Origin of the sequence: Acidovorax sp. (assembly GCF_046341535.1) — a bacterium.
Taxonomy (GTDB): Bacteria; Pseudomonadota; Gammaproteobacteria; order Burkholderiales; family Burkholderiaceae_C; genus Acidovorax.
The window spans coordinates 50,184-73,134 of the sequence record NZ_JBKDRI010000137.1 but is presented as its reverse complement, the minus strand read 5'-3'; the positions used below and the strand labels follow the sequence as shown (position 1 = coordinate 73,134).

The following is a 22,951-nucleotide window of genomic DNA, read 5'->3' as shown; positions in this document are numbered from 1 at the left end:
ATGTTGATGCGCTTGAGATGCTTGCCAATCAGGGCCAGACCGGCCTGGTTGCTCAAGTCGTAGGGCAATTGTTTGATTACAAAGTCGGTCATGGTCGCTTCACCTGCTGGGTGAAACGTCACATAGCATCCAAGTCGTTGATTTCAATGGAGAATCAGCAAAATATCGACCATCAGGTCACGGATCCAGGATGTCCGCAAACAAAAAAGCCGCTGACAAAAGACAGCGGCTTGGAAATTTGTGAAAACCGCAGTGGGTTCTCGTTAAACTTGGTGCCCAGGAGAGGACTCGAACCTCCACGATGTTACTCGCTAGTACCTGAAACTAGTGCGTCTACCAATTCCGCCACCTGGGCATTTCAGGAAAGACTAAGATTGTATAACAAAAAAACGACCCTCGACGCGCAGCCCTCTGCGCACCTGTCTCAGGAGATTGAAGGCAGCGTACAGGGGCACCGTGATGGACACGGTTTCATCATTCGCGACGACGGCGAAGGCGACATTTACATTCCCCCCAACGAGATGCGCGCGGTGCTGCACAAGGACCGCGTGCGCGTGCGCATCGTGCGCCAGGACCGCCGTGGGCGACCCGAGGGCCGCGTGGTCGAGATCATTGAGCGACCGCCGCAGCCCATCATCGGGCGTTTGCTGCAGGAAAGCGGCGTATGGCTGGTGGCGCCAGAAGACAAGCGCTATGGGCAGGACGTGCTGATCCCCAGAGGGGCCACGGGTGCCGCCAAGCCCGGGCAGGTGGTGGTGGTGGAACTGACCGAGCCGCCCGCGCTGTTTGGCCAGCCCGTGGGCCGCATCACTGAAGTGCTGGGCGAGGTGGATGACCCAGGCATGGAGATCGAGATCGCTGTGCGCAAGTACGGCGTGCCCCACGAGTTTTCTGCCGACTGCCTGGCGCAAGCCAAGGAACTTCCGGACAAGGTGCGGGCGCAGGACAAGAAGCGCCGCGTGGATCTCACCGACGTGCCCCTGGTCACCATCGATGGCGAGGATGCGCGTGACTTTGACGATGCGGTGTACTGCGAGCCCGCCAAGGTGGGCCGCGGCAAGGGCTGGCGGCTGTTGGTGGCGATTGCTGATGTGAGCCACTATGTGGAGACCGGCAGCGCCATCGACATCGATGCCTATGACCGCGCCACCAGCGTGTATTTTCCGCGCCGCGTGATCCCGATGCTGCCGGAAAAGCTGAGCAACGGCCTGTGTTCGCTCAACCCCGAGGTAGAACGCCTGTGCATGGTCTGCGACATGCTGATCACCGCCAAGGGCGAGGTGCATGCCTACCAGTTTTATCCGGCGGTCATGTTCAGCCATGCGCGCTTTACGTACACCGAGGTGGCAGCCATTTTGGCCAACACGCGCGGCCCCGAGGCCAGCAAGCGCAAGGCGCGGGTGAAAGACCTGTTGCACCTGCACGATGTGTACCGAGCCCTGCTGGTGGCCCGCCAGTCGCGTGGCGCGGTGGATTTTGAAACCACCGAGACGCAGATCGTGTGCGACGAAAACGGGCGCATTGAAAAAATTGTGCCGCGCACCCGCAACGATGCGCACAAGCTCATCGAAGAGGCCATGCTGGCCGCCAACGTGTGCAGTGCCGACTTTATTGCGCAGGGTGGTCAGCCCGGGCTGTTTCGCGTGCACGAAGGCCCCACGCCCGAAAAGCAGGAAATCCTGCGCAACTACCTCAAGGCCATGGCCGTGGGCATGACGATTGGTGATGATCCCAAGCCCGCCGAGTTCCAGGCCATTGCCGAGGCCACCAAAGAGCGGCCCGACGCGCAGCAGATCCACACCATGCTGCTGCGCTCCATGCAGCAGGCCATTTACACACCCGTCAACAGCGGCCACTTTGGCCTGGCGTTTGAGGCTTACACCCATTTCACCAGCCCGATTCGGCGTTACCCCGATCTGCTGGTGCACCGGGTCATCAAGGCCATCCTGGGCAAGACGCAGTATCGGCTGCCGTCTTTGCCCACACCGGGCGAGGCGCATGCCAAGCTGGCCAAGCGCTTGGCTGCTCGCGCAGCAACTCCGGGTGCCAAGCCACGCAAGGATGTGAAAGCACCGAGCCGCGATACCCTGGCCTGGGAGGCCGCCGGGCTGCATTGCAGCGCCAATGAACGCCGCGCCGACGAGGCCAGCCGCGATGTGGAAGCCTGGCTCAAGTGCAAGTACATGCGCGAGCATCTGGGCGAAGAATTCAGCGGCGTGGTCAGTGCGGCCACCAGCTTCGGCATCTTTGTGACGCTGGACGCGATGTACGTGGAGGGGCTGGTGCATATCACCGAGCTGGGCGGTGAATACTTCAAGTTTGACGAGGCGCGCCAGGAGCTGCGCGGCGAGCGCACGGGCATCCGGTACGCGATTGGCGCGCGGGTGCGGGTGCAGGTCAGCCGGGTGGATCTGGATGGCCGCAAGATCGACTTCCGCCTGGTGCGGGAGGGTGAAGAGCTGCTGGGCCGCGCGCTCAAGGACAAGGGAGTGGCTGCCGAGGGTGCTGGTGGTGGCGCCCGCCAAGCGGGCAGCCGCGCTGGTGGGCGCAAGTCCGGCAAGGGGCTGGCCCCATCGGCCACCGAACAGGCGGGGCTCTCGCGCGAGCGTGCTGCGCGCTCGCCCATCCAGTCGCTCAAGGCTTCGGTCAAGAAGGCGGCCGCGGGCAAGTCCAGCAAAGGCAAGGCGCGCAAGCCCCGCAGGGGCTGACGCCCGCCAGCGCAGGCACAGACTGCCCGCGTGCCAAATGCTATCAAAAAAGTAGCTATGAATGAGCACTGGCGCGCGTAACAGGCTATCTTTATCAATGATTCTGGGGTCAGCAGCGGTGGCAGGGCCCCGATGTCGCCGCCGTCAGACGCGCGCCCTGGCGCTTCAGGGGCTCAGGGGCTCACGCGGCGTGCCAGCGCGCTGGCCGTGAGCGCTGTGCCTGCTGGCCAGGTGTCAGCGGTCTGGCCGTGCAGGTAGGCGGCATGGCAGGCGGCCAGCATGGCGCTGTCGCCTGATGCCAGGCGGGCTCCGACCATGCCCGCCAGCACGTCTCCTGTGCCTGCGGTCGCCAGTTTGGGGTTGCCAGTGGGATTGATGGCGGGCACGGCGTCTGGGGCCGCGATGACCGTGCCCGAACCCTTGAGCATGACCACGCATTGAAACTGCTGCGCCAGCCGCCGTGCAGCACCCAGCCGGTCGGCCTGGATGTCTGCGCTGGTCAGGCCCAGCAGGCGCGCTGCCTCCAGAGGATGCGGTGTCAGCACCGTGGGCTGCCCTTGCTGGCTGCGCGCCACTACCAGCGCGCCCAGATCGGCCCGGGCGGCGATGGCGTTGAGCGCATCGGCGTCAAGCACCAGGCGCGCAGCCCGGGCCAGGACGGCTGGCAGCACCGGGCCTACCGCGAGCCCGCCGCCGCATCCGCAGACCAACGTCAGTTCTTCCAGCGCCAGAGCGTCGAAGCGGCGCAGCATCAGCTCGGGCTGCTGCGGGTCTAGCTGCAGGTGGCCGTCGTCGAGCAGCGCCACCAGAACCCGCCCCGCGCCGCTGTGCAGGGCGGCTGATGCAGCCAGCAGCGCAGCGCCCGTCATGCCCATGCCGCGTGCGGCCAGGCCTTCGCCACCCACCACCGCCACATCACCGTAGCTGCCCTTGTGGCTGGCATGGACGCGCGCAGCCGACGGCGGTGGGCCGCTGAGCCATGCATCCGGCAGCGCAGGCCCCGTGGGCGCAAGGGGCATGCCCAGGTTGTCAAACCACACCTGCCCGGCGGCGTCGCGCCCGCTGGCAGTGAACAGACCGGGTTTGAGCGTGAGCAGGCTGAGGGTGTAGCGGGGCGCCCCATGGCTGCCTGGCGGCGCTGCCACGGGTTCGAAACCCGGCGTGAACTGGCCGGTCCCGGCATCCAGGCCGCTGGGCACATCCACGGCCAGCAAGGGTGTGCCGTGCGCCTGAAGCGTCTGCAAGGCCTGAAGGCACTGCAGCATGCGGCCATCGGGGGGGCGCTGTGGCAGGTGCCGACGGGACGATACGCCGATGCCCAGCAGCGCATCGATGCACAGGTCATCGCGCGTGAGCGTTGGCGGCGGGCCGTCGGTCCACTCGACGCCCGCGTCCTGCACGCGCTGCCACGAGGCCCGTGCGTCTACGGGCGCGGAATCTGGCTGCCCCAGCCAGGTGACCAGCACGCGGCGGCCCTGCTGGCGCAGATGCATGGCGGCCTCCAGCCCGTCACCGCCGTTATTGCCGGGGCCACACGCAATCCAGACGGTGCGCGCGTGTGGTGCCAGGGCCATCGCCAGCCGCGCCACGGCAAGGCCGGCCCGCTGCATCAGTGCATGGGCGGGCAGGTCAGCGGAAGCAGCGTTCTCCATCGCTCGGGTGGAGGCGCTGCCGTACAGCGGATAAACCTGATCGGGGTGGATGGGGTGCATGGCGGCGGCGTGGGAGGGCAGGGGCGTTGGAGGCAGGGCGCTGCGAAGGGACCGGCCGGTGTGGTCAGGCCCTGCATCACATTGTGCGCCGGGCTGTCGCGTTGCGGGGCACGACCTGGGTGTTGCGTCGGTGTCGCCCCGGTGTCCTTGCGCCAGGGGCGTGCCCGTGCGTCAGAACCTGCGCATCCCCAAGCCTTCCAGCGACACCTCGGGGGCGCGCTGAGCGATCAGGTCGGCTGTGGCGCGTGCGCTGCCGCATGCCAGGGCCCATCCATGGCTGCCGTGCGCCAGGTTGAGCCATATGCCAGGGATGCCGCTGGCACCGATCACCGGCGCTCCATCGGGTGTCATCCACCGCGCGCCGCGCCAGATCTGCACTCCGGCAGACAACTGCACACCGCCTGGAAACCATTCGTTGACTGCGCTGTACAACCGCTGCAGGGTGGGGGCATGGTGCGCTGCACCCGGCCCGGCCAGTTCGGCGCCACCCGCAACGCGCACCCGCTGCCCCAGCCGGGTGATGTTGATGTGCTGTGCCACATCGGTCACGCTGGCCACGGGGGCGTGGGTGGCTTCGCGCAGTGGTGCGCTCACCGTGTAGCCGTGTAAGGCGACCAGCGGCAACACCAGGCCCAGCGGAGACATCAGGGCCGCCGGGGCTGACCCGGTGCACAGCACGACCGCATCAAAGTGCCGGGCTTGGGTGTCGCCCCGCACCGTGATCGCCACAGGGTTGCTGCTGATGCGTTCGACGGTGGCGTTGAGCTCGAACGTGACACCCAAGCCCTGGATGGCCTGGCGCAGCATGTGGGCGAACAGGCGGCAATTGCCCGCGCTGGCCCCAGGAATGTGCAGCGCGGCAGCCAGCGGGGTCTCGGAGTGCAGGCCAGGCTCGAGCTTGCGCGCGGCCTCGGGCGTGATCTGGTGCACCGCATGACCGGTGTCCCGAAGGATCTGCAGCGCAGGCTCGATGGCGGCAAGCTCGGCCTCGTTGCGCAGCAGCAGCAGGCGCCCCTTGACGGCCTCGAAATCCAGCTCGTGCCGTGCGGCCATTGCCTCCAGCCGGGTCTGGCTGTAGCGGGCCAGCGCCTCCAGCGCCATGGCGGGGGCCTTCTTGCGGAGCGCAGTCTGGCGCCACCGCCGCAGCCACGCCAGGTGGGCCACGCTCAGCCCGCCCTTCATGCGCAAGGTGGCATCAGCGCCCCACAGGCGCAGCGGCTGCCCAAAGCCCGGCAGCGCCCAGGCGCTGGGCAGCAGCGGGGCCAGCAGACTGCCGGTGGCAAAGCTGGCCTCTTCGGCCACGGCGCTGCGCTGTTCAAAAACCGTGATGTCGTGGCCATCCCTGGCCAGTTCGTACGCGGTGGTCATGCCGGCAATGCCCGCACCCACGATGGCAATCTTCATGAATTAAACCTAAAAACGGCAGTTGACCGCCTGTAATCTTGCCGCACACCGCGTGGACTCGGGCCTTGCGTTGTTTTCGCAGCCTCACTTTTGGGGTGACAGTGCTATGCACTTGCCAGCACCGCTTTTGGAGCGCCATGCGGTGTTGCTCCTCCTCGCAGGCACGAGCCTGCCGCGTCGTCGCGCCTTGCCTGGCGCCCCAAAAGCAGCGCTGGCAAATGCATCCAACTGCCGTTTTTAGGTTAAAAGAGTTTTAGGCTGGTTACGCTTGATGGTAAAGGCAATGCGGCTATCATTTTTGTAGTATTTGTTCGATGTGCAGGCCGATGTTCAGCACGGCGTCGTCGCGCAGCGCGCCGTGCCACACCATCAAGCCCACCGGCAGCTCGCCCGGCACGTGGCAGGGCAGCGAAAGCGCGCAGCCGTCCAGCAGATTGACAGCGCTGGTGTTGCGCAGCAGCAGGGCGTTGACGCGGAAGAACTCCGCATCGCGGGCTGCGTCCTGATTCGGGTCGCGGCCGTCTGCCGGTGCCACGTCGGCGATGGGTGGCGCAACGATCGGCACCGTCGGTAACAGCATGGCGTCGTAGCCGTCGATGGAGTCGTGCATGGTGCCTATCCACGCCTGCCGTTCACGCATGAGATCAAGGTACTCCCAGGCCATCATGGCACTGCCTTTTTCGATGCGGGCGCGCACGCGCGGGTCGTACTGGCTGGCGCTGCGCGCCAGCAGTTCGCGGTGCCAGGCGAACGCCTCGGGGGCCGAAAACCCGTAAGCGGGTTGGCGCGCGGTTGCGGGCAGGTCGATCATGTCGATGCGGGCTCCGGCTGCGCGCAACGCGTCGAGCGCACGCGCAAAGGCCCGAGCCACCGTGGAGTCCAGACCGTCCAGGAAAACATGCCCGGGCACTGCCAGCCGGTACAAATCCAGCGGCGCTGGGCTGCGCGTCACCCGCCTGGCGGCCAGGATTTCGTGCACCACCACGGCATCGCGCACGCTGCGGGTGATGGCGCAGGCCGTGTCGAGCGTGGTGGACAGCGGCACCGTGCCTTGCGTGGGCACCAGCCGCGCCGTGCTCTTGAAGCCCACGACGCCGTTGAGGGCGGCGGGGATGCGGATGGAGCCGCCGGTGTCGGACCCCAGACCCACGAACGCCGCCCCCGTGGCCACCGAGACCGCTGCGCCCGACGATGAGCCACCTGGGACGCGGGCAGGGCCGGGCAGTGCACCGGTGCGGGCATCCCAGGCCGACGGGGTGCCGTAATGCGGGTTCACGCCCACCCCCGAAAAAGCAAACTCCACCATGTTGGTTCGACCAATGATGGCCGCACCCGCCGCCTTCAGTCGCGCCACGGCCGGGCTGTCGGCCGCGGCTGCGGGGGCGTCGGCCAGCACCGTCGAGCCCGCGGGCGTGGGCTGGCCGGCTATGTCAAACAGGTCCTTGACCGAAACCGCCAGGCCTGCAAGCGGCCGCTGAGCCATGTCGGGTTGCGCAGACTCGACCCGGGCCGAATCAAACAGCGCGCGAACGAAGCTGCCGGTGTTGGATGGGGCCTGCGCCGCCGCGATGCAGCGCTCCATTTCGGCGCTGGCGGCGGTGGCCCCGGCGTGCAGGCGGTCGCGGGTGGCAGTCAGGTCGGAAAGCATGGGTGTGCTATAATCTTCGGGCTTTGCTGGGTGCGTTTGCACCCGTGGAAACGGTCCATTTGATCATGGTGGCAACCGGCCGCTTTGTGTGGCGTTCGGTACCGCTGCGGCTTGATGCCGCGATCGTGGCAAGGCAATCGCAAACCAGTCCCGTCAAGGTGTTGCGCCCTGGGTGAATCATCCCGGTGCGCAAGTAATGGGGCTGGATTTTAGACCCAACCTTTGGAGTATTTTCTATGTCCGTCACCATGCGCGAAATGCTGGAAGCCGGTGTGCACTTTGGCCACCAAACCCGCTTCTGGAACCCCAAGATGGCCCCGTACATCTTCGGTCACCGCAACAAGATCCACATCATCAACCTGGAAAAGTCGCTGCCTCTGTTCCAGGAAGCCCAAAAGTTCGTCAAGCAGCTTGCGGCCAACCGCGGCACCATCCTGATGGTCGGCACCAAGCGCCAGGCCCGCGAAATCCTGGCCACTGAAGCGCAGCGCGCTGGCGTGCCTTTTGTGGATCAGCGCTGGCTCGGCGGCATGCTGACCAACTTCAAGACGGTCAAGACCTCGATCAAGCGCCTCAAGGATATGAAGGCCCAGCAGGAAGCTGGCCTGGATAGCCTGAGCAAAAAAGAGCAGCTGACGTTCTCCCGCGAGATCGAAAAGCTGGAAAAGGACATCGGCGGTATCCAGGACATGGCTGCACTGCCTGACGCGATCTTCATCATCGATGTGGGCTTCCACAAGATCGCCGTGGCTGAAGCCAAGAAGCTGGGCATTCCGCTGATCGGCGTGGTGGACACCAACCACTCCCCCGAAGGCATCGACTACGTGATCCCCGGCAACGATGACTCGGCAAAGGCCGTCACGCTGTACGCCCGCGGCATCGCTGATGCGATCATCGACGGCCGTGCCAACGCCGTGAACGAAACCGTGAAAGCCGCCACCGCTGAAAGCACCGACGAATTCGTGGAAGTGCAAGAAGCCGCTGCCTGATAGCCCGGCTGCGCGATCCGTCGCGAATCAAAGCGGGGCCCCTGGTGAGCCCCCTTTTTTTTAGCCCGAATGAATCTGAACCCACTGAATTGATTACTGAAGGAATAAAAATGGCTGCAATTACCGCAAGCATGGTTGCTGAACTGCGCGGCAAGACCGACGCTCCCATGATGGAATGCAAGAAGGCCCTGACGGAAGCCGACGGCGACATGGCCAAGGCTGAGGAGCTGCTGCGCGTCAAGCTCGGCACCAAGGCCGGCAAGGCCGCCTCGCGCGTCACCGCTGAAGGCGTGGTTGCCAACTACATCGACGGCACGACCGGCGCGCTGGTCGAAGTCAACAGCGAAACCGACTTCGTCTCCAAGAACGACAGCTTCATCGCCATGGCCAATGCCGCAGCCAAGTTGGTGGCCCTGCACAACCCGGCCACCGTGGAAGCCCTTGGCGCACTGGCCTACGAGCAGGACGGCTTTGGCCCCACCCTGGAAGACGTGCGCAAGGGCCTGATCGGCAAGATCGGCGAGAACATGTCGTTCCGCCGCTTCAAGCGCTTCAGCGGCTCCAACCTGGCTGCCTACCTGCACGGCTCGCGCATTGGCGTGGTCGTCGAGTTCGACGGCGATGCCGTGGCTGCGAAGGACGTCGCCATGCATGTGGCAGCCATGAAGCCCGTAGCCCTGACCAGCGCCGACGTGCCCGCCGACCTGATCGCCAAAGAGCGCTCGGTGGCTGAGGGCAAGGCCGACGAAGCCAACAAGGAGCTCGTGGCCGCTGGCAAGCCCGCGCAAAGCGCCGACATCACGGCCAAGCGCATCGACGGAGCGGTGCAGAAATACCTCAAGGAAGTCTCGCTGGCCGACCAGGTCTTCGTGAAGGCCGCCGACGGCAAGCAGACCGTAGCCCAGATGCTCAAGGCCGCCAGCACCAATGTCAAGGGCTTTACCCTGTACGTGGTTGGCGAAGGCATCGAGAAAAAGGTGGACGACTTTGCCGCCGAAGTGGCAGCCCAGGTGGCTGCCGCCAAGGCCGCTGCCTGATTTTTACCTCCCCCCCTGACCGAGCCACACTTTGGAGAAATCGCCCATGTCGACTGCCGTACCAGCCCACAAGCGCATCCTGCTCAAGCTGTCTGGTGAGGCGTTGATGGGCGACGATTCTTTTGGCATCAACCGCGCGACCATCGTGCGCATGGTCGAGGAAATCGCCGAGGTGACCCGCCTGGGCGTCCAGGTGGCGATCGTCATTGGCGGAGGCAATATTTTTCGCGGCGTGGCTGGCGGCTCGGTCGGCATGGACCGTGCGACTGCCGACTACATGGGCATGCTGGCCACCGTGATGAACGCGTTGGCCCTGGCCGATGCCATGGACAAGCAGGGCCTGGTGGCCCGCGTGATGTCGGCCATTGCCATTGAGCAGGTGGTTGAGCCTTATGTGCGCCCCAAGGCGCTGCAGTATCTCGAAGAAGGCAAGGTGGTCGTCTTTGCCGCCGGTACGGGCAACCCATTCTTTACCACCGACACCGCTGCAGCCTTGCGCGGTGCCGAGATCGGCGCCGCGCTGGTGCTCAAGGCCACCAAAGTGGATGGGGTTTACACGGCCGACCCCCAAACCGACCCCACAGCCACGCGCTACACCAAGCTGAGCTTTGATGAGGCGATGTCGCGCAACCTGGGCATCATGGACGCCACCGCGTTTGCCCTGTGCCGTGACCAGAAGCTGCCGGTCAAAGTGTTTTCGATCATCAAGCACGGTGCGCTCAAGCGCGTGGTGATGGGCGAGGACGAGGGAACGCTGGTTTACGCCTGATGCCGACCATGCCATGAAGCCGCCTCGCCAGGGCAGGCCATTCACCCACGAGGAGAAAACATGACGATTGCCGATATCAAGAAAACTGCTGAAACGAAGATGGACCAGTCCATCACCGCGTTCAAGAACAACCTGCAAAAGATCCGAACCGGCCGGGCCAACCCCTCCCTGCTCGATACCGTTCAGGTCGAGTACTACGGATCGCTTGTGCCGCTGAGTCAGGTGGCGAATGTGGCCCTGATCGATTCGCGCACCATCAGCGTGCAACCCTGGGAAAAGGGCATGGGCGCCAAAATTGAAAAGGCCATCCGCGAAAGCGACCTGGGCCTGAACCCTGCCTCCATGGGCGACCTGATCCGCGTGCCCATGCCGCCCATGAGCGAAGAGCGCCGCAAGGAAATGACCAAGCTGGCCCGCAATGAAGGCGAGAGCGCCAAGATCGCGATTCGCAATTTGCGGCGCGACGCCAACGAATCGATCAAGAAGCTGGTCAAGGACAAGCTGGCCTCGGAAGACGACCAAAAGCGCGCCGAAGCCGAAGTGCAGAAATTCACCGACCGGCACATTGCCGAGGTGGATGCGCTGGTGGCGGCCAAAGAGCAGGAAATCATGGCGGTCTGAGCGTCCTGACGCGGATGCTGATCGCCAAACATGCCTAGTTTTCCGGTGGTGCCACACCACATTGCCATCGTCATGGATGGCAATGGCCGCTGGGCCACGCGTCGATTTTTGCCCCGCCTGGCGGGCCACAAGCAAGGGGTGGATTCGCTGCGCCGGTGTGTGCGTGCCTGCGTGCAGCGCGGAGTTTCCGTGCTTACCGTGTTTGCCTTTTCGTCCGAGAACTGGAATCGCCCTGCCGACGAAGTTTCGGGCCTGATGGAATTGCTGGCCATGGCGCTGACGCGCGAGGTGCCCCAGTTGCGCAAGGATGGCGTGCGCGTGCATTTTGTGGGTGAACGGGCCGGGCTGTCGGCCAAGGTGATCGATGGGCTTGCCCAGGCCGAGGTTGCCACGGCCGACAACACGCGGCTGGTGCTGAATGTCTGTTTCAACTACGGCGGCCGCTGGGACATCGCACAGGCGGCCGCTGCCCTTGCGGCGCGCGGTGAGCCCATCACCGAATCCAGCCTGCACGCCTCGCTGGGCCTGGCCCATGTGCCTGATCCGGACCTGGTCATCCGCACGGGCGGCGAGATGCGTATCAGCAACTTCCTGTTGTGGCAGGCCGCATACTCCGAGCTGTTTTTCAGCGACCGCCTGTGGCCTGACTTTGATGAGGCGGCGCTGGACGAGGCCATCGCGGCGTATGCGAGCCGCGAGCGCCGCTTTGGCAAAACATCCGAACAGCTCCCGTCCGCGCATCCCGCTACGGTGCCGGGTTGAAAGGCCCCGTCATGCTTGCACAGCGCGTCATCACTGCCATCGTCTTGCTGGCCATCCTGCTGCCTGCGCTTTTTTATGCGTTGCCCACGCCGTTCATGGTCGTCGTCCTGGTGCTCATGGCCGCAGCGGCCTGGGAGTGGGGGCGCTTGAGCGGTTTCGGCCAGGCAGGTTCGGTGGCCGTGGGCGCCACTTGCGTTGCGCTGTGCGCGGGGTCATGGTGGCTGGGCTGGACCGATCGCCCCCTTGCCGCTTTGTGGACTGCAGGCGGCGGCCTGTGGGTGCTGGCCACGGGCTGGCTGCTGCGCGCGGGTGTGCCCGGATGGGCGCGCATTCCGTCGCTGATGAGGCTGGTGGCGGGTGTGCTGGCGCTCTGGCTGGCGTGGCTGGCAGCGGTGCAGGCCCGCAAGATCGGCATCAACTTTTTGCTCTCGGTGCTCGTGCTCGTGTGGGTTGCCGACATCGTTGCGTACTTTGCGGGTCGCGCCTTTGGCCTGCGCTTTACCAAAACCAAACTGGCTCCGTCCATCAGCCCCGGCAAAAGCTGGGAGGGCGTCTGGGGTGGCCTGGCCGGTGTGATGGTGCTCGCCTTTGCCTGGGTGGCTACCGATGCACACTGGCATGCGGCGGTGGGCAGTTTCTACACCAGACTGGCTCAGCAGGGCTGGTGGCTGCTGGTGGTGGCCGTACTTTTCATGGTTGCCATGAGCGTATGCGGTGATCTCGTTGAATCCCTGATCAAGCGCAGCGTGGGTGTCAAGGACAGCAGCGCGCTGCTGCCGGGGCACGGCGGAGTGCTGGACCGCGTGGATGCCTTGCTTCCAACGCTGCCGCTCGCCATGATGCTCACCAGTCTGACAACCCAGCTATGAACAAGACACGATTGACCGTTTTGGGATCGACAGGATCGATCGGCGCCAGCACCCTGGATGTGGTCTCGCGCCACCCCGGGCGGTTTGAGGTATTTGCCCTGAGCGCCGCAACCCAGGTGGACCTGTTGCTGGCGCAGTGCGCGCAGTTTCGCCCGCGCTTTGCGGTGATGGCCAGTGCACCGCATGCGGCGCTGCTGGCAGAAAAAATCAAGTCTAATTCCCTTCCTACGCGCGTCCTGCAATCGCCTGATGCTCTCGAAATAATAGCATCTCACGACGAGGTCGATGCGGTGATGGCGGCGATTGTCGGCGCTGCGGGGCTTGCGCCCTGTCTGGCGGCTGCGCGCGCTGGCAAGCGCCTCCTGCTGGCCAATAAAGAGGCGCTGGTGGTGGGTGGCGCTCTGTTCATGCAGGCGGTGCGCGACGGCGCAGCGACGCTGCTGCCGATCGACAGCGAGCATTCGGCGATTTTTCAGTGCCTGCCGGAGGATGCATCGACCTGGGCGGCGCGGGTGGACAGCATCCTGCTGACGGCGTCGGGCGGGCCTTTTCGGCAGCGTGATCCTGCCACCCTGTCGGCCATCACGCCCGAGCAGGCGTGCGCCCACCCCAATTTCTCCATGGGTCGCAAGATCTCGGTGGACTCGGCCACCATGATGAACAAGGCGCTGGAAGTGATTGAGGCGCGCTGGCTGTTTGACCTGCACCCGGACCAGATCAAGGTGGTCATCCACCCGCAGCAGATCATCCACTCGATGGTGCAGTTCAAGGATGCATCCATCCTGGCCCAGTTGGGCACGCCGGACATGCGGGTGCCTATTGCGTGCGGCCTGGCGTGGCCCGAGCGCATCGAGAGCGGCGCAACCCGTTTGGACTTCGCAAGCCTTGGAGCGCTGGCGTTCGAACAAGCCGATGCCGCTCGCTTCCCCGGGTTGCATCTTTCCTGGCAGGCGCTGAAGTCGGCTGAGGGCACCACGGCCGTGCTCAATGCGGCCAACGAGGTCGCCGTGGGCGCGTTTTTGGCGGGCAAGTTGCGGTTTGATCATATTCATGCCGTCAACCTTGCAACTTTGGATGCGGTATCGCCCTCCAAACCCGATTCGATCGAGTCGCTGCTCCATCTGGATGCGCTGGCCCGCACTGCTGCAGAGCGCGCCGCAGACCATTTGGCAGCCTGAGTCCACCGAACGCGGATATCTCTTCCATGCTCCTGACCATCGCTGCCTTTGTCGTTGCCCTCGGCCTGCTCATTGCCGTCCATGAATATGGCCACTATCGCGCCGCAGTGGCCTGCGGGGTCAAGGTACTGCGATTTTCTGTGGGGTTTGGCCGTCCGCTGTTGAGCTGGCAACCCAAAGGGTCGCCCACCGAATTTGTGATTGGCGCGTTTCCGCTGGGCGGCTATGTGCGCATGCTCGACGAGCGCGAGGCTCCTGTGGATCCGCACGAGCGCCATCTCGCGTTCAACACCCAGCCACTGAGATCGCGCGCCGTCATCGTGGCCGCGGGGCCGTTGGCCAACCTGCTGCTCGCCGTGCTGCTGTACTCGTTGGTGAACTGGAACGGTGTGCAGGAGCCCAAGGCGGTGCTGGCCAGTCCCGTGGCGGGTTCTGTGGCTTACAACGCGGGTTTGCGCGGTGGCGAGCTGGTCGAACGCGCAGCGCTGGGCGCAGACGAGTTGGAAGATGTGCGCTCTTTCGAAGACCTGCGCTGGTTGTTGACCCGAAGTGCCCTGGAGGGTGACCGGGCGCGCCTTGAAATCCGTCCACAGGGTGCGTCTGCATCGCGCGAAGTCGTTCTGGACATGTCGGCCATCGACGCCCGGGAGGCGGACGCACAGCTTTTTCGCAAGATCGGCGTCGTCGGGCCCTGGACACGACCAGTGATCGGCGAGTTGGTGCCCGATGGTGCGGCTGCGCGTGCCGGTCTGCGCGCGGGCGATTTGGTGCTCAACGTCGGCTCGACCGACGTGGTGGACGGGCAGCAGCTGCGCGATCTGATCCGCCAGTCGGTCAAGGAAGGTGCGTCCTTGACCCAACCCTGGCGCATTGAGCGCGGCGGCAGCATGCTGACGATCGACGTCACACCCGATGCAAAGACCGACCAGGGGGCAACGGTTGGACGCATTGGCGCCTATGTGGGTGCGCCCCCCGAGTTCGTTAACGTGGAGTACGGCTTTCTGGAGGGCGCGTGGGTGGGCGTCGTGAAAACATGGGACGTTTCCATCCTGACCCTGCGCATGATGGGCCGCATCGTGATCGGGGAAGCCTCGCTCAAGAACATCAGCGGGCCGCTGACCATCGCTGACTATGCCGGACGATCGGCCAGCATGGGCATCTCGCAGTACCTGGTGTTTCTGGCCCTCATCAGTGTGAGCCTGGGGGTGCTGAACCTGCTGCCTGTGCCCGTCTTGGATGGGGGGCACCTGATGTATTATCTTTGGGAAGGTGTGACCGGCAAGGGCGTGTCGGATGTATGGCTGGAGCGCTTGCAGCGCGGTGGCGTTGCCGTGCTGATGCTCATGATGTCCATCGCCCTCTTTAATGATGTCACCCGGCTTTTTGGCTAACCTTTTGCCGCGATAGCAACCCAACGGCGGCTCCCGATTCATTCATGAAAACACACATCAATCGCCTGGGCGTGCGTACCGCATCAGCCGTTGCAGCCATGGTTTTTGCCGCCAATGCGGCCTGGGCTTTGGAGCCTTTCAAGGTGCAGGACATTCGGGTCGAGGGTCTGCAGCGCGTGGAGCCGGGGACGGTGTTCGCATCCATGCCGCTGCGGATCGGTGACGATTACAACGACGAAAAGGGCGCTGCGGCGATCCGCGCACTGTTTGCGCTGGGTCTGTTCAAGGACGTCCGGCTTCAGGCCAGTGGTAATGTGCTGGTTGTGGTGGTTGAGGAGCGCCCGACGATCGCCGATGTGGACTTTGTCGGTGCCCGCGAGTTTGACAAAGACGCACTGAAGAAGGCCATGCGCGATGTGGGTCTGACCGAGGGGCGACCCTACGACAAGGCTTTGACCGACCGGGCCGAGCAGGAGCTCAAGCGCCAGTACATCAACAAAAGCCTTTATGGCGTCGAGGTCGTGACCACCGTCACGCCCATCGAGCGTAACCGGGTGAATCTCACGTTCACAGTCGTCGAGGGCGATCCCGCGCGCATCAAAGAGGTGCGCATCACGGGCAACAAAGCATTCAGTGAATCCACGCTTAAAGGCCTGTTTGACCAGGACACCGGCGGCTGGCTTAGCTGGTACACCAAGTCTGATCGCTATTCCCGCACCAAGCTCAACGCCGACCTCGAGACGCTGCGTTCCTATTATTTGCAGCGGGGTTTTCTTGAGTTCCGTGTGGAGTCCACCCAGGTCGCCATTTCTCCGGACAAGCGGGATATCTCGATCACCGTGAACGTGTCCGAAGGCGAGCGGTTTGTGGTGGCCGGCGTCAAGCTCGAAGGCAACTACCTTGAGCGCGAAGACGAGTTCAAGTCACTGATCACCATTCGCGCTGGCGAGCCCTACAACGCGGATCGGGTGACTGAGACGACCAAGGCGTTTTCGGAGTATTTCGCCCGATTCGGTTTTGCATTTGCTCGCGTTGAGGCCGTGCCTGATGTGGACCGCGAAACCAACCGGGTGGTGCTGGTGCTTCAGGCCGAGCCCGCGCGCCGCGCTTATGTGCGGCGCATCAATGTGAGTGGCAATAACCGCACGCGAGACGAAGTCATCCGCCGCGAGTTCCGCCAATACGAGGCTTCCTGGTATGACGGCGAAAAGATCCGCCTCTCCCGTGACCGTGTGGATCGGCTTGGGTTCTTCACGGAAGTGAATGTGGAGACGCAGGATGTGCCCGGCTCGCCCGATCAGGTGGACCTGGTCGTGAACGTCGCCGAGAAGCCCACCGGCTCGCTGCAGCTGGGCGTCGGCTTTTCCACTGCGGAAAAGGCATCGCTGTCATTTGGCATCAAGCAGGAAAACATCTTTGGCTCGGGCAATTACCTGGGCATCGATGTCAACACCAGCAAGTACCGACGCACGCTGGTGTTCAGCACGACCGACCCCTATTTCACCGCCGAAGGGATCTCCCGTACGGTGGATGTGTATTACCGTACCGACAAGCCCTATGAAGACCAGGGCGGCAACTACCAGCTGGTGACCAAGGGAGCTTCGATCCGCTTTGGTGTTCCCTTCAGTGAAACAGATACCGTCTTCTTCGGCGGCGGCTTGGAGCAAACGACGATCAAGCCAGGCACGAATATCCCGGCTACCTATCTGGCCTATGCCGATAAGTTTGGCTACAGCAGCAACTCCATTCCCCTGACGGTCGGCTGGTCGCGCGATGATCGCGACAGCGCGCTGGCGCCCAATTCAGGCCGTTATCAGCGCCTGAACTCCGAATGGTCTGTGGCCGGTGATGCGCGCTATGTCCGCGCGAACTACCAGTACCAGCAATACATTCCGCTGAACAAGCGGTTCACAGTGGCGTTCAATGGAGAGCTGGGCCTGGGCAAGGGTATGAACGGTCGGCCGTTTCCGGTATTCAAGAATTTCTACTCAGGCGGGCTGGGTTCGGTGCGTGGCTTTGATCAGGGCACGCTGGGACCGCGTGATGTGACTGGGGCATCCATCGGCGGCCCGAAAAAGGTCACGCTGAATGCTGAATTGATCGCGCCGTTCCCAGGGGCTGGCAATGACCGAACCCTTCGTGTCTTCACGTTCGTCGATGTGGGTAATGTGTACGGCGAGCACGACAAAGTGAGCTTCAGCGACATGCGTGCGTCGGTAGGCCTGGGCTTGAGCTGGATTTCCCCGCTTGGCCCCTTGCGTCTGGCGTTTGCGCAGCCGGTACGCAAATTTGCCGGCGATAGAATCCAGAAACTGCAATTCCAGATCGGAACTTCTTTCTAATGAAATCTTTTTCCCGCCATTTCTCTTTGGCTTTGCTGCTGGGCACGGTGGCCCTGGCCGCTTCAGCACAGGCACAGGAATTCAAAGCCGGCTTTGTGAACACGGACCGTATTTTCCGCGAGGCAAGCACTGCCAAGGCGGCGCAGGCCAAGCTGGAGCAGGAGTTCTCCCGCCGCGAGAAGGAACTGCTGGACATGGGCAACACGCTCAAGACCGCCAGCGAAAAGTTTGAGCGCGAAGCGCCCACGATGGCAGAGAGCCAGCGCACGACGCGCCAGCGCCAACTGGTGGACCAGGACCGCGATTTCCAGCGCAAGCGCCGTGAATTCCAGGAAGACCTGAGCGCACGCAAGAACGAAGAACTGTCGGCCGTGCTCGAACGCGCCAACAAGGTCGTCAAGCAGGTGGCAGAGGCCGAGAAGTACGACGTGATCCTTCAGGAGGCCGTGTACATCAATCCCAAGCACGACATCACCGACAAGGTGATCAAGGCCCTGAATGCAGCGGGTAGCAAGTAAGCGGCCTCAATACGCAGCGGGTGGTGTGTGAGCCTGCTGCTGGGGCACATCGTTGATGCGCTCGGTGGTTCGCTGGAAGGTGGGGGCGTGCGTGATACCGACATCTCCCGCATCGCGCCACTTGAGGACGCGGGGCCAGGAGAGCTGAGCTTCCTGAGCAACCCCCGTTACCAACAGCAGCTGGCCGCCTCACGGGCGGCCTGTGTCATTGTGGCGCCCGCAATGCGTGACGTTGCTTTGGCCCGCGGACCGTGTATCGTGACCGACAGCCCCTATGCGTATTTCGCGCGGGCCACGCAACTGTGGCGCCAGCACATGTCGGTGCAAATCTTCCCTGGCATCCATGCCAGCGCGGTGGTCGACCCCTCTGCCGTGATCGATCCAACTGCGCTCATCGGCCCGCTGTGCGTGATTGAGCGCGGGGCGGTTGTAGGGCCGGGTACGGTTCTCAAGTCACGCGTCACGTTAGGCGAAGACTGCCGCATCGGCGCGCGCTGCATCGTCCATGCTGGCGTCGTGATCGGGGCTGACGGCTTTGGCTTCGCACCCGAAAACGGGCAGTGGGTCAAGATCGAGCAGCTCGGTGCGGTGCGTATCGGCGACGATGTTGAAATCGGCGCCAACACCTGCATCGACCGGGGTGCACTGCAGGACACCGTGATCGAGGACGGCGTCAAGCTCGACAACCTGATCCAGGTGGGCCACAACGTGCGCATCGGCAAGCATTCCGCCATGGCGGGCTGTGTGGGCATTGCGGGCAGTGCCACCATTGGCGCGCATTGCACCGTGGGAGGGGGTGCCATCGTTTTGGGGCATCTGGAGCTTGCTGACCACGTACATATCTCGGCTGCCACCGTAGTGACGCGGTCGCTGATGACGCCTGGACAGTACACCGGCATGTTCCCCATCGACGACAATGCGCGCTGGGAAAAGAACGCGGCAACATTAAAACAACTGCACAGCCTGCGCGAGCGCATCAAGTCGCTGGAGCGGGCGCTCAAGGCAGCATGAACGGAAGAACAACTCGATGATGGATATCCACGCAATTCTCAAGCAGCTGCCGCACCGTTACCCCTTTTTGCTGGTGGACCGGGTGATCGAGCTGGAGAGAAACACCTGCATCAAGGCGATCAAGAACGTGACGTTCAACGAGCCTTATTTCATGGGGCATTTTCCTGGTCGCCCTGTGATGCCAGGGGTGTTGATCCTCGAAGCACTGGCCCAGGCCGCTGGGCTGCTGGCATTCGATGCGATGGGTCAGGTTCCGGACGAGAACAACATCTACTACTTCGTGGGTATCGACGGCGCCCGGTTCAAGCGCCCGGTGGAACCCGGTGACCAGCTTGTGCTCAATATCACCATTGACCGTGTGCGCGGTGGCATCTGGAAGTTCAAGGGCGTTGCCACTGTGGGCGAAGAGGTTGCCTGCGAAGCCGAACTCATGTGCACCATGCGCAATGTCGCCTGATGGTTTGAGGGCGGGTTGAACGTGAGCAACATCCACCCGACGGCCATTGTGGCCCATGGCGCTTCGCTGGATGAGACCGTCGTCGTGGGGCCCTATGCGGTGATCGGCCCGCAGGTCGTCATCGGGCCCGGCACCACAGTGGGTGCGCACTGCGTCATCGAAGGGCGTACAACCATCGGCGCGGACAACCGGATTTTCCAGTTCGCATCCCTGGGGGCTGCGCCGCAGGACAAAAAGTACGCGGGGGAGCCGACGCATCTCGTCATCGGCAACCGCAATACCATCCGCGAATTTTGTACCTTCAACCTGGGCACGGCACAGGATCGCGGGGTGACCAGGGTCGGCGACGACAACTGGATCATGGCCTATGTGCACATTGCGCACGACTGCGTGGTCGGCAACCAGACCATCCTGGCCAACAATGCAACGCTGGCGGGCCATGTGCGCGTGGACGATCAGGCCATCATTGGCGGCCTCACGGGGGTGCACCAGTTTGTGAAGATCGGCGCGCATGTGATGGCCGGGTTTGGCAGCCATATCTCGCAGGACGTGCCCCCATTCATGATGGTGGATGGCAACCCGCTGGCGGTGCGTGGACTCAATCTGGAGGGGCTGCGCCGGCGTGGCTTCTCGGCTGAGCGGGTGGCCGGCATCAAGCAGATGCACCGCTTGCTGTATCGCCAGGGCCTCACGCTCGACGCCGCCCGGGCCGCCATTGCCGAACTGCCGGCGGCCCATCCCGAGGCCGCCACTGACATTGCGCTGGTACAGGCGTTTCTCGATAGCTCCACGCGCGGCATTGCCCGCTGAAGGCGTCGTGCATGAAAGCTGCACCTCAGGTGGCCATGGTGGCGGGCGAGGCGTCGGGGGACTTGCTGGCAGGCCTGCTGCTCGATGGAATGCGGGCAACCTGGCCGGATCTTCGGTCACGCGGTATCGGTGGGCCGCAGATGGCGCGCCGCGGCTTCGAAGCCTGGTGGCCCAGCGACCGTCTGGCAGTGCATGGCTACAGCATGGAAGTCTTGCGGCGCTTGCGCGAGCTCTTGCGCATCCGTAAGAGCCTTCGCAACCGCCTGCTGACCGACCGCCCCGATGTCTTCATCGGCGTGGATGCGCCCGACTTCAACCTGGGGCTGGAGGCAGACTTGCGCGCGGCTGGAATCAAGACGGTGCACTTTGTCTGCCCGTCGATCTGGGCCTGGCGTGCCGAGCGCGTGGAGAAGATCCGCCGCAGTGCCGACCATGTGCTGTGCATCTTTCCGTTTGAGCCTGAACTGCTGGCCAGCCACGGTATTCCCGCCACCTATGTGGGCCATCCGCTCGCGTCGGTGATTCCCATGGCGCCGGATCGCGCCGCCGCCCGAGCGCAATTGGAACTGCTCGACGATGATGAGGTGTTGGCCATCCTGCCCGGAAGCCGGTCGTCAGAGATCCAGTACATCGCTCCAGTCTTTTTCCAGGCTGCCACGCTTGTCCATCAAGCGCGGAATGCTATAAAAATAATAGTACCCGCCGTCCCGTCGCTGCATGACCGCATCGTGCAGGCTGCGGTGGCCGCCGGGCTGGGTGATGTGGTGCGTGTGGTTTCTGGGCAATCGCACACTGTGCTGGCCGCCTGTGATGCCACCTTGATCGCCAGCGGTACGGCCACGCTGGAAGCCGCGCTGTTCAAACGCCCGATGGTGATTGGCTACCGAATGCACCCGATCAGCTGGTGGTTGATGCGGCGCAAGCAGCTGCAGCCTTGGGTGGGGCTTCCCAACATCCTGTGCCGTGACTTCGTGGTGCCTGAGCTGATCCAGGACGCGGCCTCTCCGCAGGCGCTTGCGGGGGCCTGCATCGACTGGCTCGATGCGCGGCGGCACAACCCGCAGAAAATAGCAGCGCTTGAACAGCGCTTTGCTGCGTTGCATGCCAGCCTGCAACGCGACACCCCCCAACTGGCAGCCGATGCGATCCAAAAAATCATTGCCCAGGCCTGAGCAGGCCAGTCTGCCCTGGCATTCACCCGGCCTTGTGAGTGGGGTGGATGAGGCTGGCCGGGGCCCTCTGGCAGGGCCGGTGGTGGCTGCGGCCGTGATCCTGGATGACTTGCGACCCATCTCCGGGCTGGCTGATTCCAAGGCGCTGACGGCTGCGCGCCGCGAAAGGCTTTACGACGAAATCCGCGCCAAGGCGCTGTGCTGCAGCATTGCCGAGGCGTCGGTCGAGGAAATCGACCAGCTCAATATCCTGCAGGCCACGATGCTGGCCATGCGCCGCGCGGTGATGGGCTTGCGTCTGAAGCCCGCGATGGTTCTGGTTGACGGAAACCGGATTCCTGTCCTGGATATTCCTGCAGAGGCAATCGTCAGGGGTGATGCGCTCGTGCCGTCGATCTCGGCGGCGTCCATCCTGGCCAAAGTGCACCGCGACCGCTGGTGCGAACAGGTTCACGAGCAGTTTCCGCAGTACGGCTTTGCCGGGCACAAGGGCTATGGCACCGCGCTGCACATGGCGGCGCTGCGCGAGCATGGTGCGTGCATTCACCACCGCCGGTCGTTTGCGCCCGTAGCCGAACGGCTGCTCCGGCAAGAGACGACGGGATGACTGCGCCTTCTGTCACTGTCATCCACTCGCGCGACAACCCGCTGGTGAAGGATCTGCGCCGCCTCGCGCAGGACACCACGGCCTACCGCAAGCAGGGGCGCGTCTGGCTGGAGGGAGACCATCTTTGCCGCGCCGCAGTGCAAAGGGGCGTGCGTCCGTCGCTTGCAGTGTTTTCGGAATCCTTCTGGACGCAGGCGCACGCCGAGTGGGGCGCTTTGGCGACCAAAGTCACCGTGCTGGCCGACAGCCTTTTCGCCGATATCAGCGCTTTGGAATCGCCGGCGCGTATGGGTTTTGTCATGGAGCTGCCGCCTGCGCCCTCTGTGCAGCCGGAGGCGGGCACCGTGGTGCTCGATCGCGTGCAGGACGCTGGCAACGTCGGTTCCATTCTTCGCAGTGCATCGGCGTTTGGGTTCCGGCAAGTGCTCGCCCTCAAGGGGAGCGCTGCGCTGTGGTCTCCCAAGGTATTGCGCGCCGCCATGGGAGCGCATTTTGGGCTGCGCCTGATTGAGGGACTTGACGCGAAGGACCTGGCGCTCTTGCGTGTTCCATTGTTAGTCACCCATGTGCATGGTGGCGACCCCCTTCACCGTGCGGCGCTGCCCTGGCCCTGTGCCTGGGTGCTGGGGCACGAAGGGCAGGGGGTGTCATCGCAGATCGAGGACATGGCCAGTCAGCGAATCCGCATCGCCCAACCGGGTGGCGAGGAGTCGCTGAACGTGGCAGCCGCTGCTGCCATCTGCCTTCACGCCAGCGCAGCCGCTCGCTAAAAACAAAGGCGCCCTTGAGGGGGACTGAACACCGATAAAGGGCATGTTGCGCCGCGGCCCAGCCATGAATCGGCAAGCCGGAGCGGATATAATCGGGGGCTTTTCTCGCAACAGCGTCGCCCGACCGCACCCAAAGCAACAACCTATCTGAGAGCAGCCACTGGCCTCCTTTGCGA

Annotated in this window: 20 protein-coding genes and 1 tRNA gene; 17 read left to right on the top strand and 4 right to left on the bottom strand. The window is 63.8% G+C overall.

The window, feature by feature from the left end:
- Window positions 1-270: 270 nt before the first annotated feature.
- Window positions 271-355 (bottom strand) — tRNA-Leu (locus ACK543_RS10090).
- 19 nt (window positions 356-374) lie between these two features.
- On the opposite strand from ACK543_RS10090, the gene rnr reads away from it, so the two are divergent.
- Window positions 375-2,708: a ribonuclease R gene (gene rnr, locus ACK543_RS10085; protein ID WP_409942719.1), complete on the top strand. Its 2,334-nt coding sequence runs from the start codon at window positions 375-377 to the stop codon at window positions 2,706-2,708.
- 173 nt (window positions 2,709-2,881) lie between these two features.
- On the opposite strand, the gene ACK543_RS10080 is transcribed toward rnr, so the two are convergent.
- The 3 genes from ACK543_RS10080 to ACK543_RS10070 all read right to left on the bottom strand — a co-directional run bounded on the left by ACK543_RS10080 (window position 2,882) and on the right by ACK543_RS10070 (window position 7,472).
- Window positions 2,882-4,420, bottom strand: a complete 1,539-nt coding sequence (locus ACK543_RS10080; RefSeq protein WP_409942718.1) for an NAD(P)H-hydrate dehydratase — start codon at window positions 4,418-4,420, stop codon at window positions 2,882-2,884.
- A 171-nt stretch (window positions 4,421-4,591) separates the two neighbouring features.
- On the bottom strand, window positions 4,592-5,824 hold the full coding sequence (locus ACK543_RS10075) for an FAD-dependent oxidoreductase (RefSeq protein WP_409942717.1): 1,233 nt from the start codon (window positions 5,822-5,824) through the stop codon (window positions 4,592-4,594).
- Between the two features lie 292 nt (window positions 5,825-6,116).
- Entirely contained in the window at window positions 6,117-7,472 is a 1,356-nt protein-coding gene (locus ACK543_RS10070) for an amidase (RefSeq protein ID WP_409942716.1), read from the bottom strand.
- 236 nt (window positions 7,473-7,708) lie between these two features.
- Here ACK543_RS10070 and rpsB point away from each other — a divergent pair, with 236 nt between their 5' ends.
- From rpsB to ACK543_RS09990, 16 genes are all read left to right on the top strand, one after another.
- Window positions 7,709-8,461, top strand: a complete 753-nt coding sequence (rpsB, locus tag ACK543_RS10065) for a 30S ribosomal protein S2 (RefSeq protein ID WP_409942715.1) — start codon at window positions 7,709-7,711, stop codon at window positions 8,459-8,461.
- 110 nt (window positions 8,462-8,571) lie between these two features.
- Window positions 8,572-9,498: a translation elongation factor Ts gene (gene tsf / locus ACK543_RS10060; protein ID WP_409942714.1), complete on the top strand. Its 927-nt coding sequence runs from the start codon at window positions 8,572-8,574 to the stop codon at window positions 9,496-9,498.
- Window positions 9,499-9,544: 46 nt separating this feature from the next.
- Entirely contained in the window at window positions 9,545-10,267 is a 723-nt protein-coding gene (gene pyrH / locus ACK543_RS10055) for a UMP kinase (protein ID WP_409942713.1), read from the top strand.
- A gap of 60 nt (window positions 10,268-10,327) precedes the next feature.
- Window positions 10,328-10,888: a ribosome recycling factor gene (gene frr / locus ACK543_RS10050; RefSeq protein ID WP_409942712.1), complete on the top strand. Its 561-nt coding sequence runs from the start codon at window positions 10,328-10,330 to the stop codon at window positions 10,886-10,888.
- A 30-nt stretch (window positions 10,889-10,918) separates the two neighbouring features.
- A complete protein-coding gene (gene uppS, locus ACK543_RS10045; protein ID WP_409942711.1) occupies window positions 10,919-11,650 on the top strand; it encodes a polyprenyl diphosphate synthase in 732 nt (243 codons plus the stop codon).
- Between the two features lie 11 nt (window positions 11,651-11,661).
- Window positions 11,662-12,519, top strand: coding sequence for a phosphatidate cytidylyltransferase (locus tag ACK543_RS10040; RefSeq protein WP_409942710.1), 858 nt, complete (start codon window positions 11,662-11,664; stop codon window positions 12,517-12,519).
- The gene (gene ispC / locus ACK543_RS10035; protein WP_409942709.1) at window positions 12,516-13,697 is read left to right on the top strand and encodes a 1-deoxy-D-xylulose-5-phosphate reductoisomerase; all 1,182 of its coding nucleotides are present in this window, start codon (window positions 12,516-12,518) and stop codon (window positions 13,695-13,697) included. Before ACK543_RS10040 ends, ispC begins: the two co-directional genes overlap by 4 nt.
- Before the next feature lie 26 nt (window positions 13,698-13,723).
- A complete protein-coding gene (rseP, locus tag ACK543_RS10030; RefSeq protein WP_409942708.1) occupies window positions 13,724-15,088 on the top strand; it encodes an RIP metalloprotease RseP in 1,365 nt (454 codons plus the stop codon).
- Window positions 15,089-15,132: 44 nt separating this feature from the next.
- Complete coding sequence (bamA, locus tag ACK543_RS10025; RefSeq protein WP_409942707.1) at window positions 15,133-17,430, top strand: outer membrane protein assembly factor BamA; 2,298 nt, start codon at window positions 15,133-15,135, stop codon at window positions 17,428-17,430.
- Window positions 17,430-17,948, top strand: a complete 519-nt coding sequence (locus tag ACK543_RS10020; RefSeq protein WP_409942706.1) for an OmpH family outer membrane protein — start codon at window positions 17,430-17,432, stop codon at window positions 17,946-17,948. Before bamA ends, ACK543_RS10020 begins: the two co-directional genes overlap by 1 nt.
- A 27-nt stretch (window positions 17,949-17,975) precedes the next feature.
- Window positions 17,976-18,959 carry a UDP-3-O-(3-hydroxymyristoyl)glucosamine N-acyltransferase gene (lpxD, locus tag ACK543_RS10015; protein WP_409942705.1) on the top strand — a complete coding sequence of 328 codons (984 nt, stop codon included), beginning with the start codon at window positions 17,976-17,978 and terminating at the stop codon, window positions 18,957-18,959.
- A 16-nt stretch (window positions 18,960-18,975) separates the two neighbouring features.
- Window positions 18,976-19,416 carry a 3-hydroxyacyl-ACP dehydratase FabZ gene (fabZ, locus tag ACK543_RS10010; RefSeq protein WP_409942704.1) on the top strand — a complete coding sequence of 147 codons (441 nt, stop codon included), beginning with the start codon at window positions 18,976-18,978 and terminating at the stop codon, window positions 19,414-19,416.
- A 21-nt stretch (window positions 19,417-19,437) separates the two neighbouring features.
- Entirely contained in the window at window positions 19,438-20,226 is a 789-nt protein-coding gene (gene lpxA / locus ACK543_RS10005; protein ID WP_409942703.1) for an acyl-ACP--UDP-N-acetylglucosamine O-acyltransferase, read from the top strand.
- 11 nt (window positions 20,227-20,237) lie between these two features.
- Window positions 20,238-21,398: a lipid-A-disaccharide synthase gene (gene lpxB / locus ACK543_RS10000; RefSeq protein WP_409942702.1), complete on the top strand. Its 1,161-nt coding sequence runs from the start codon at window positions 20,238-20,240 to the stop codon at window positions 21,396-21,398.
- Window positions 21,367-22,005, top strand: coding sequence for a ribonuclease HII (gene rnhB, locus ACK543_RS09995; protein ID WP_409942701.1), 639 nt, complete (start codon window positions 21,367-21,369; stop codon window positions 22,003-22,005). Before lpxB ends, rnhB begins: the two co-directional genes overlap by 32 nt.
- Window positions 22,002-22,775, top strand: coding sequence for a TrmH family RNA methyltransferase (locus ACK543_RS09990; RefSeq protein WP_409942700.1), 774 nt, complete (start codon window positions 22,002-22,004; stop codon window positions 22,773-22,775). The genes rnhB and ACK543_RS09990 overlap by 4 nt, the downstream gene beginning before the upstream one ends.
- Window positions 22,776-22,951 lie beyond the last annotated feature (176 nt).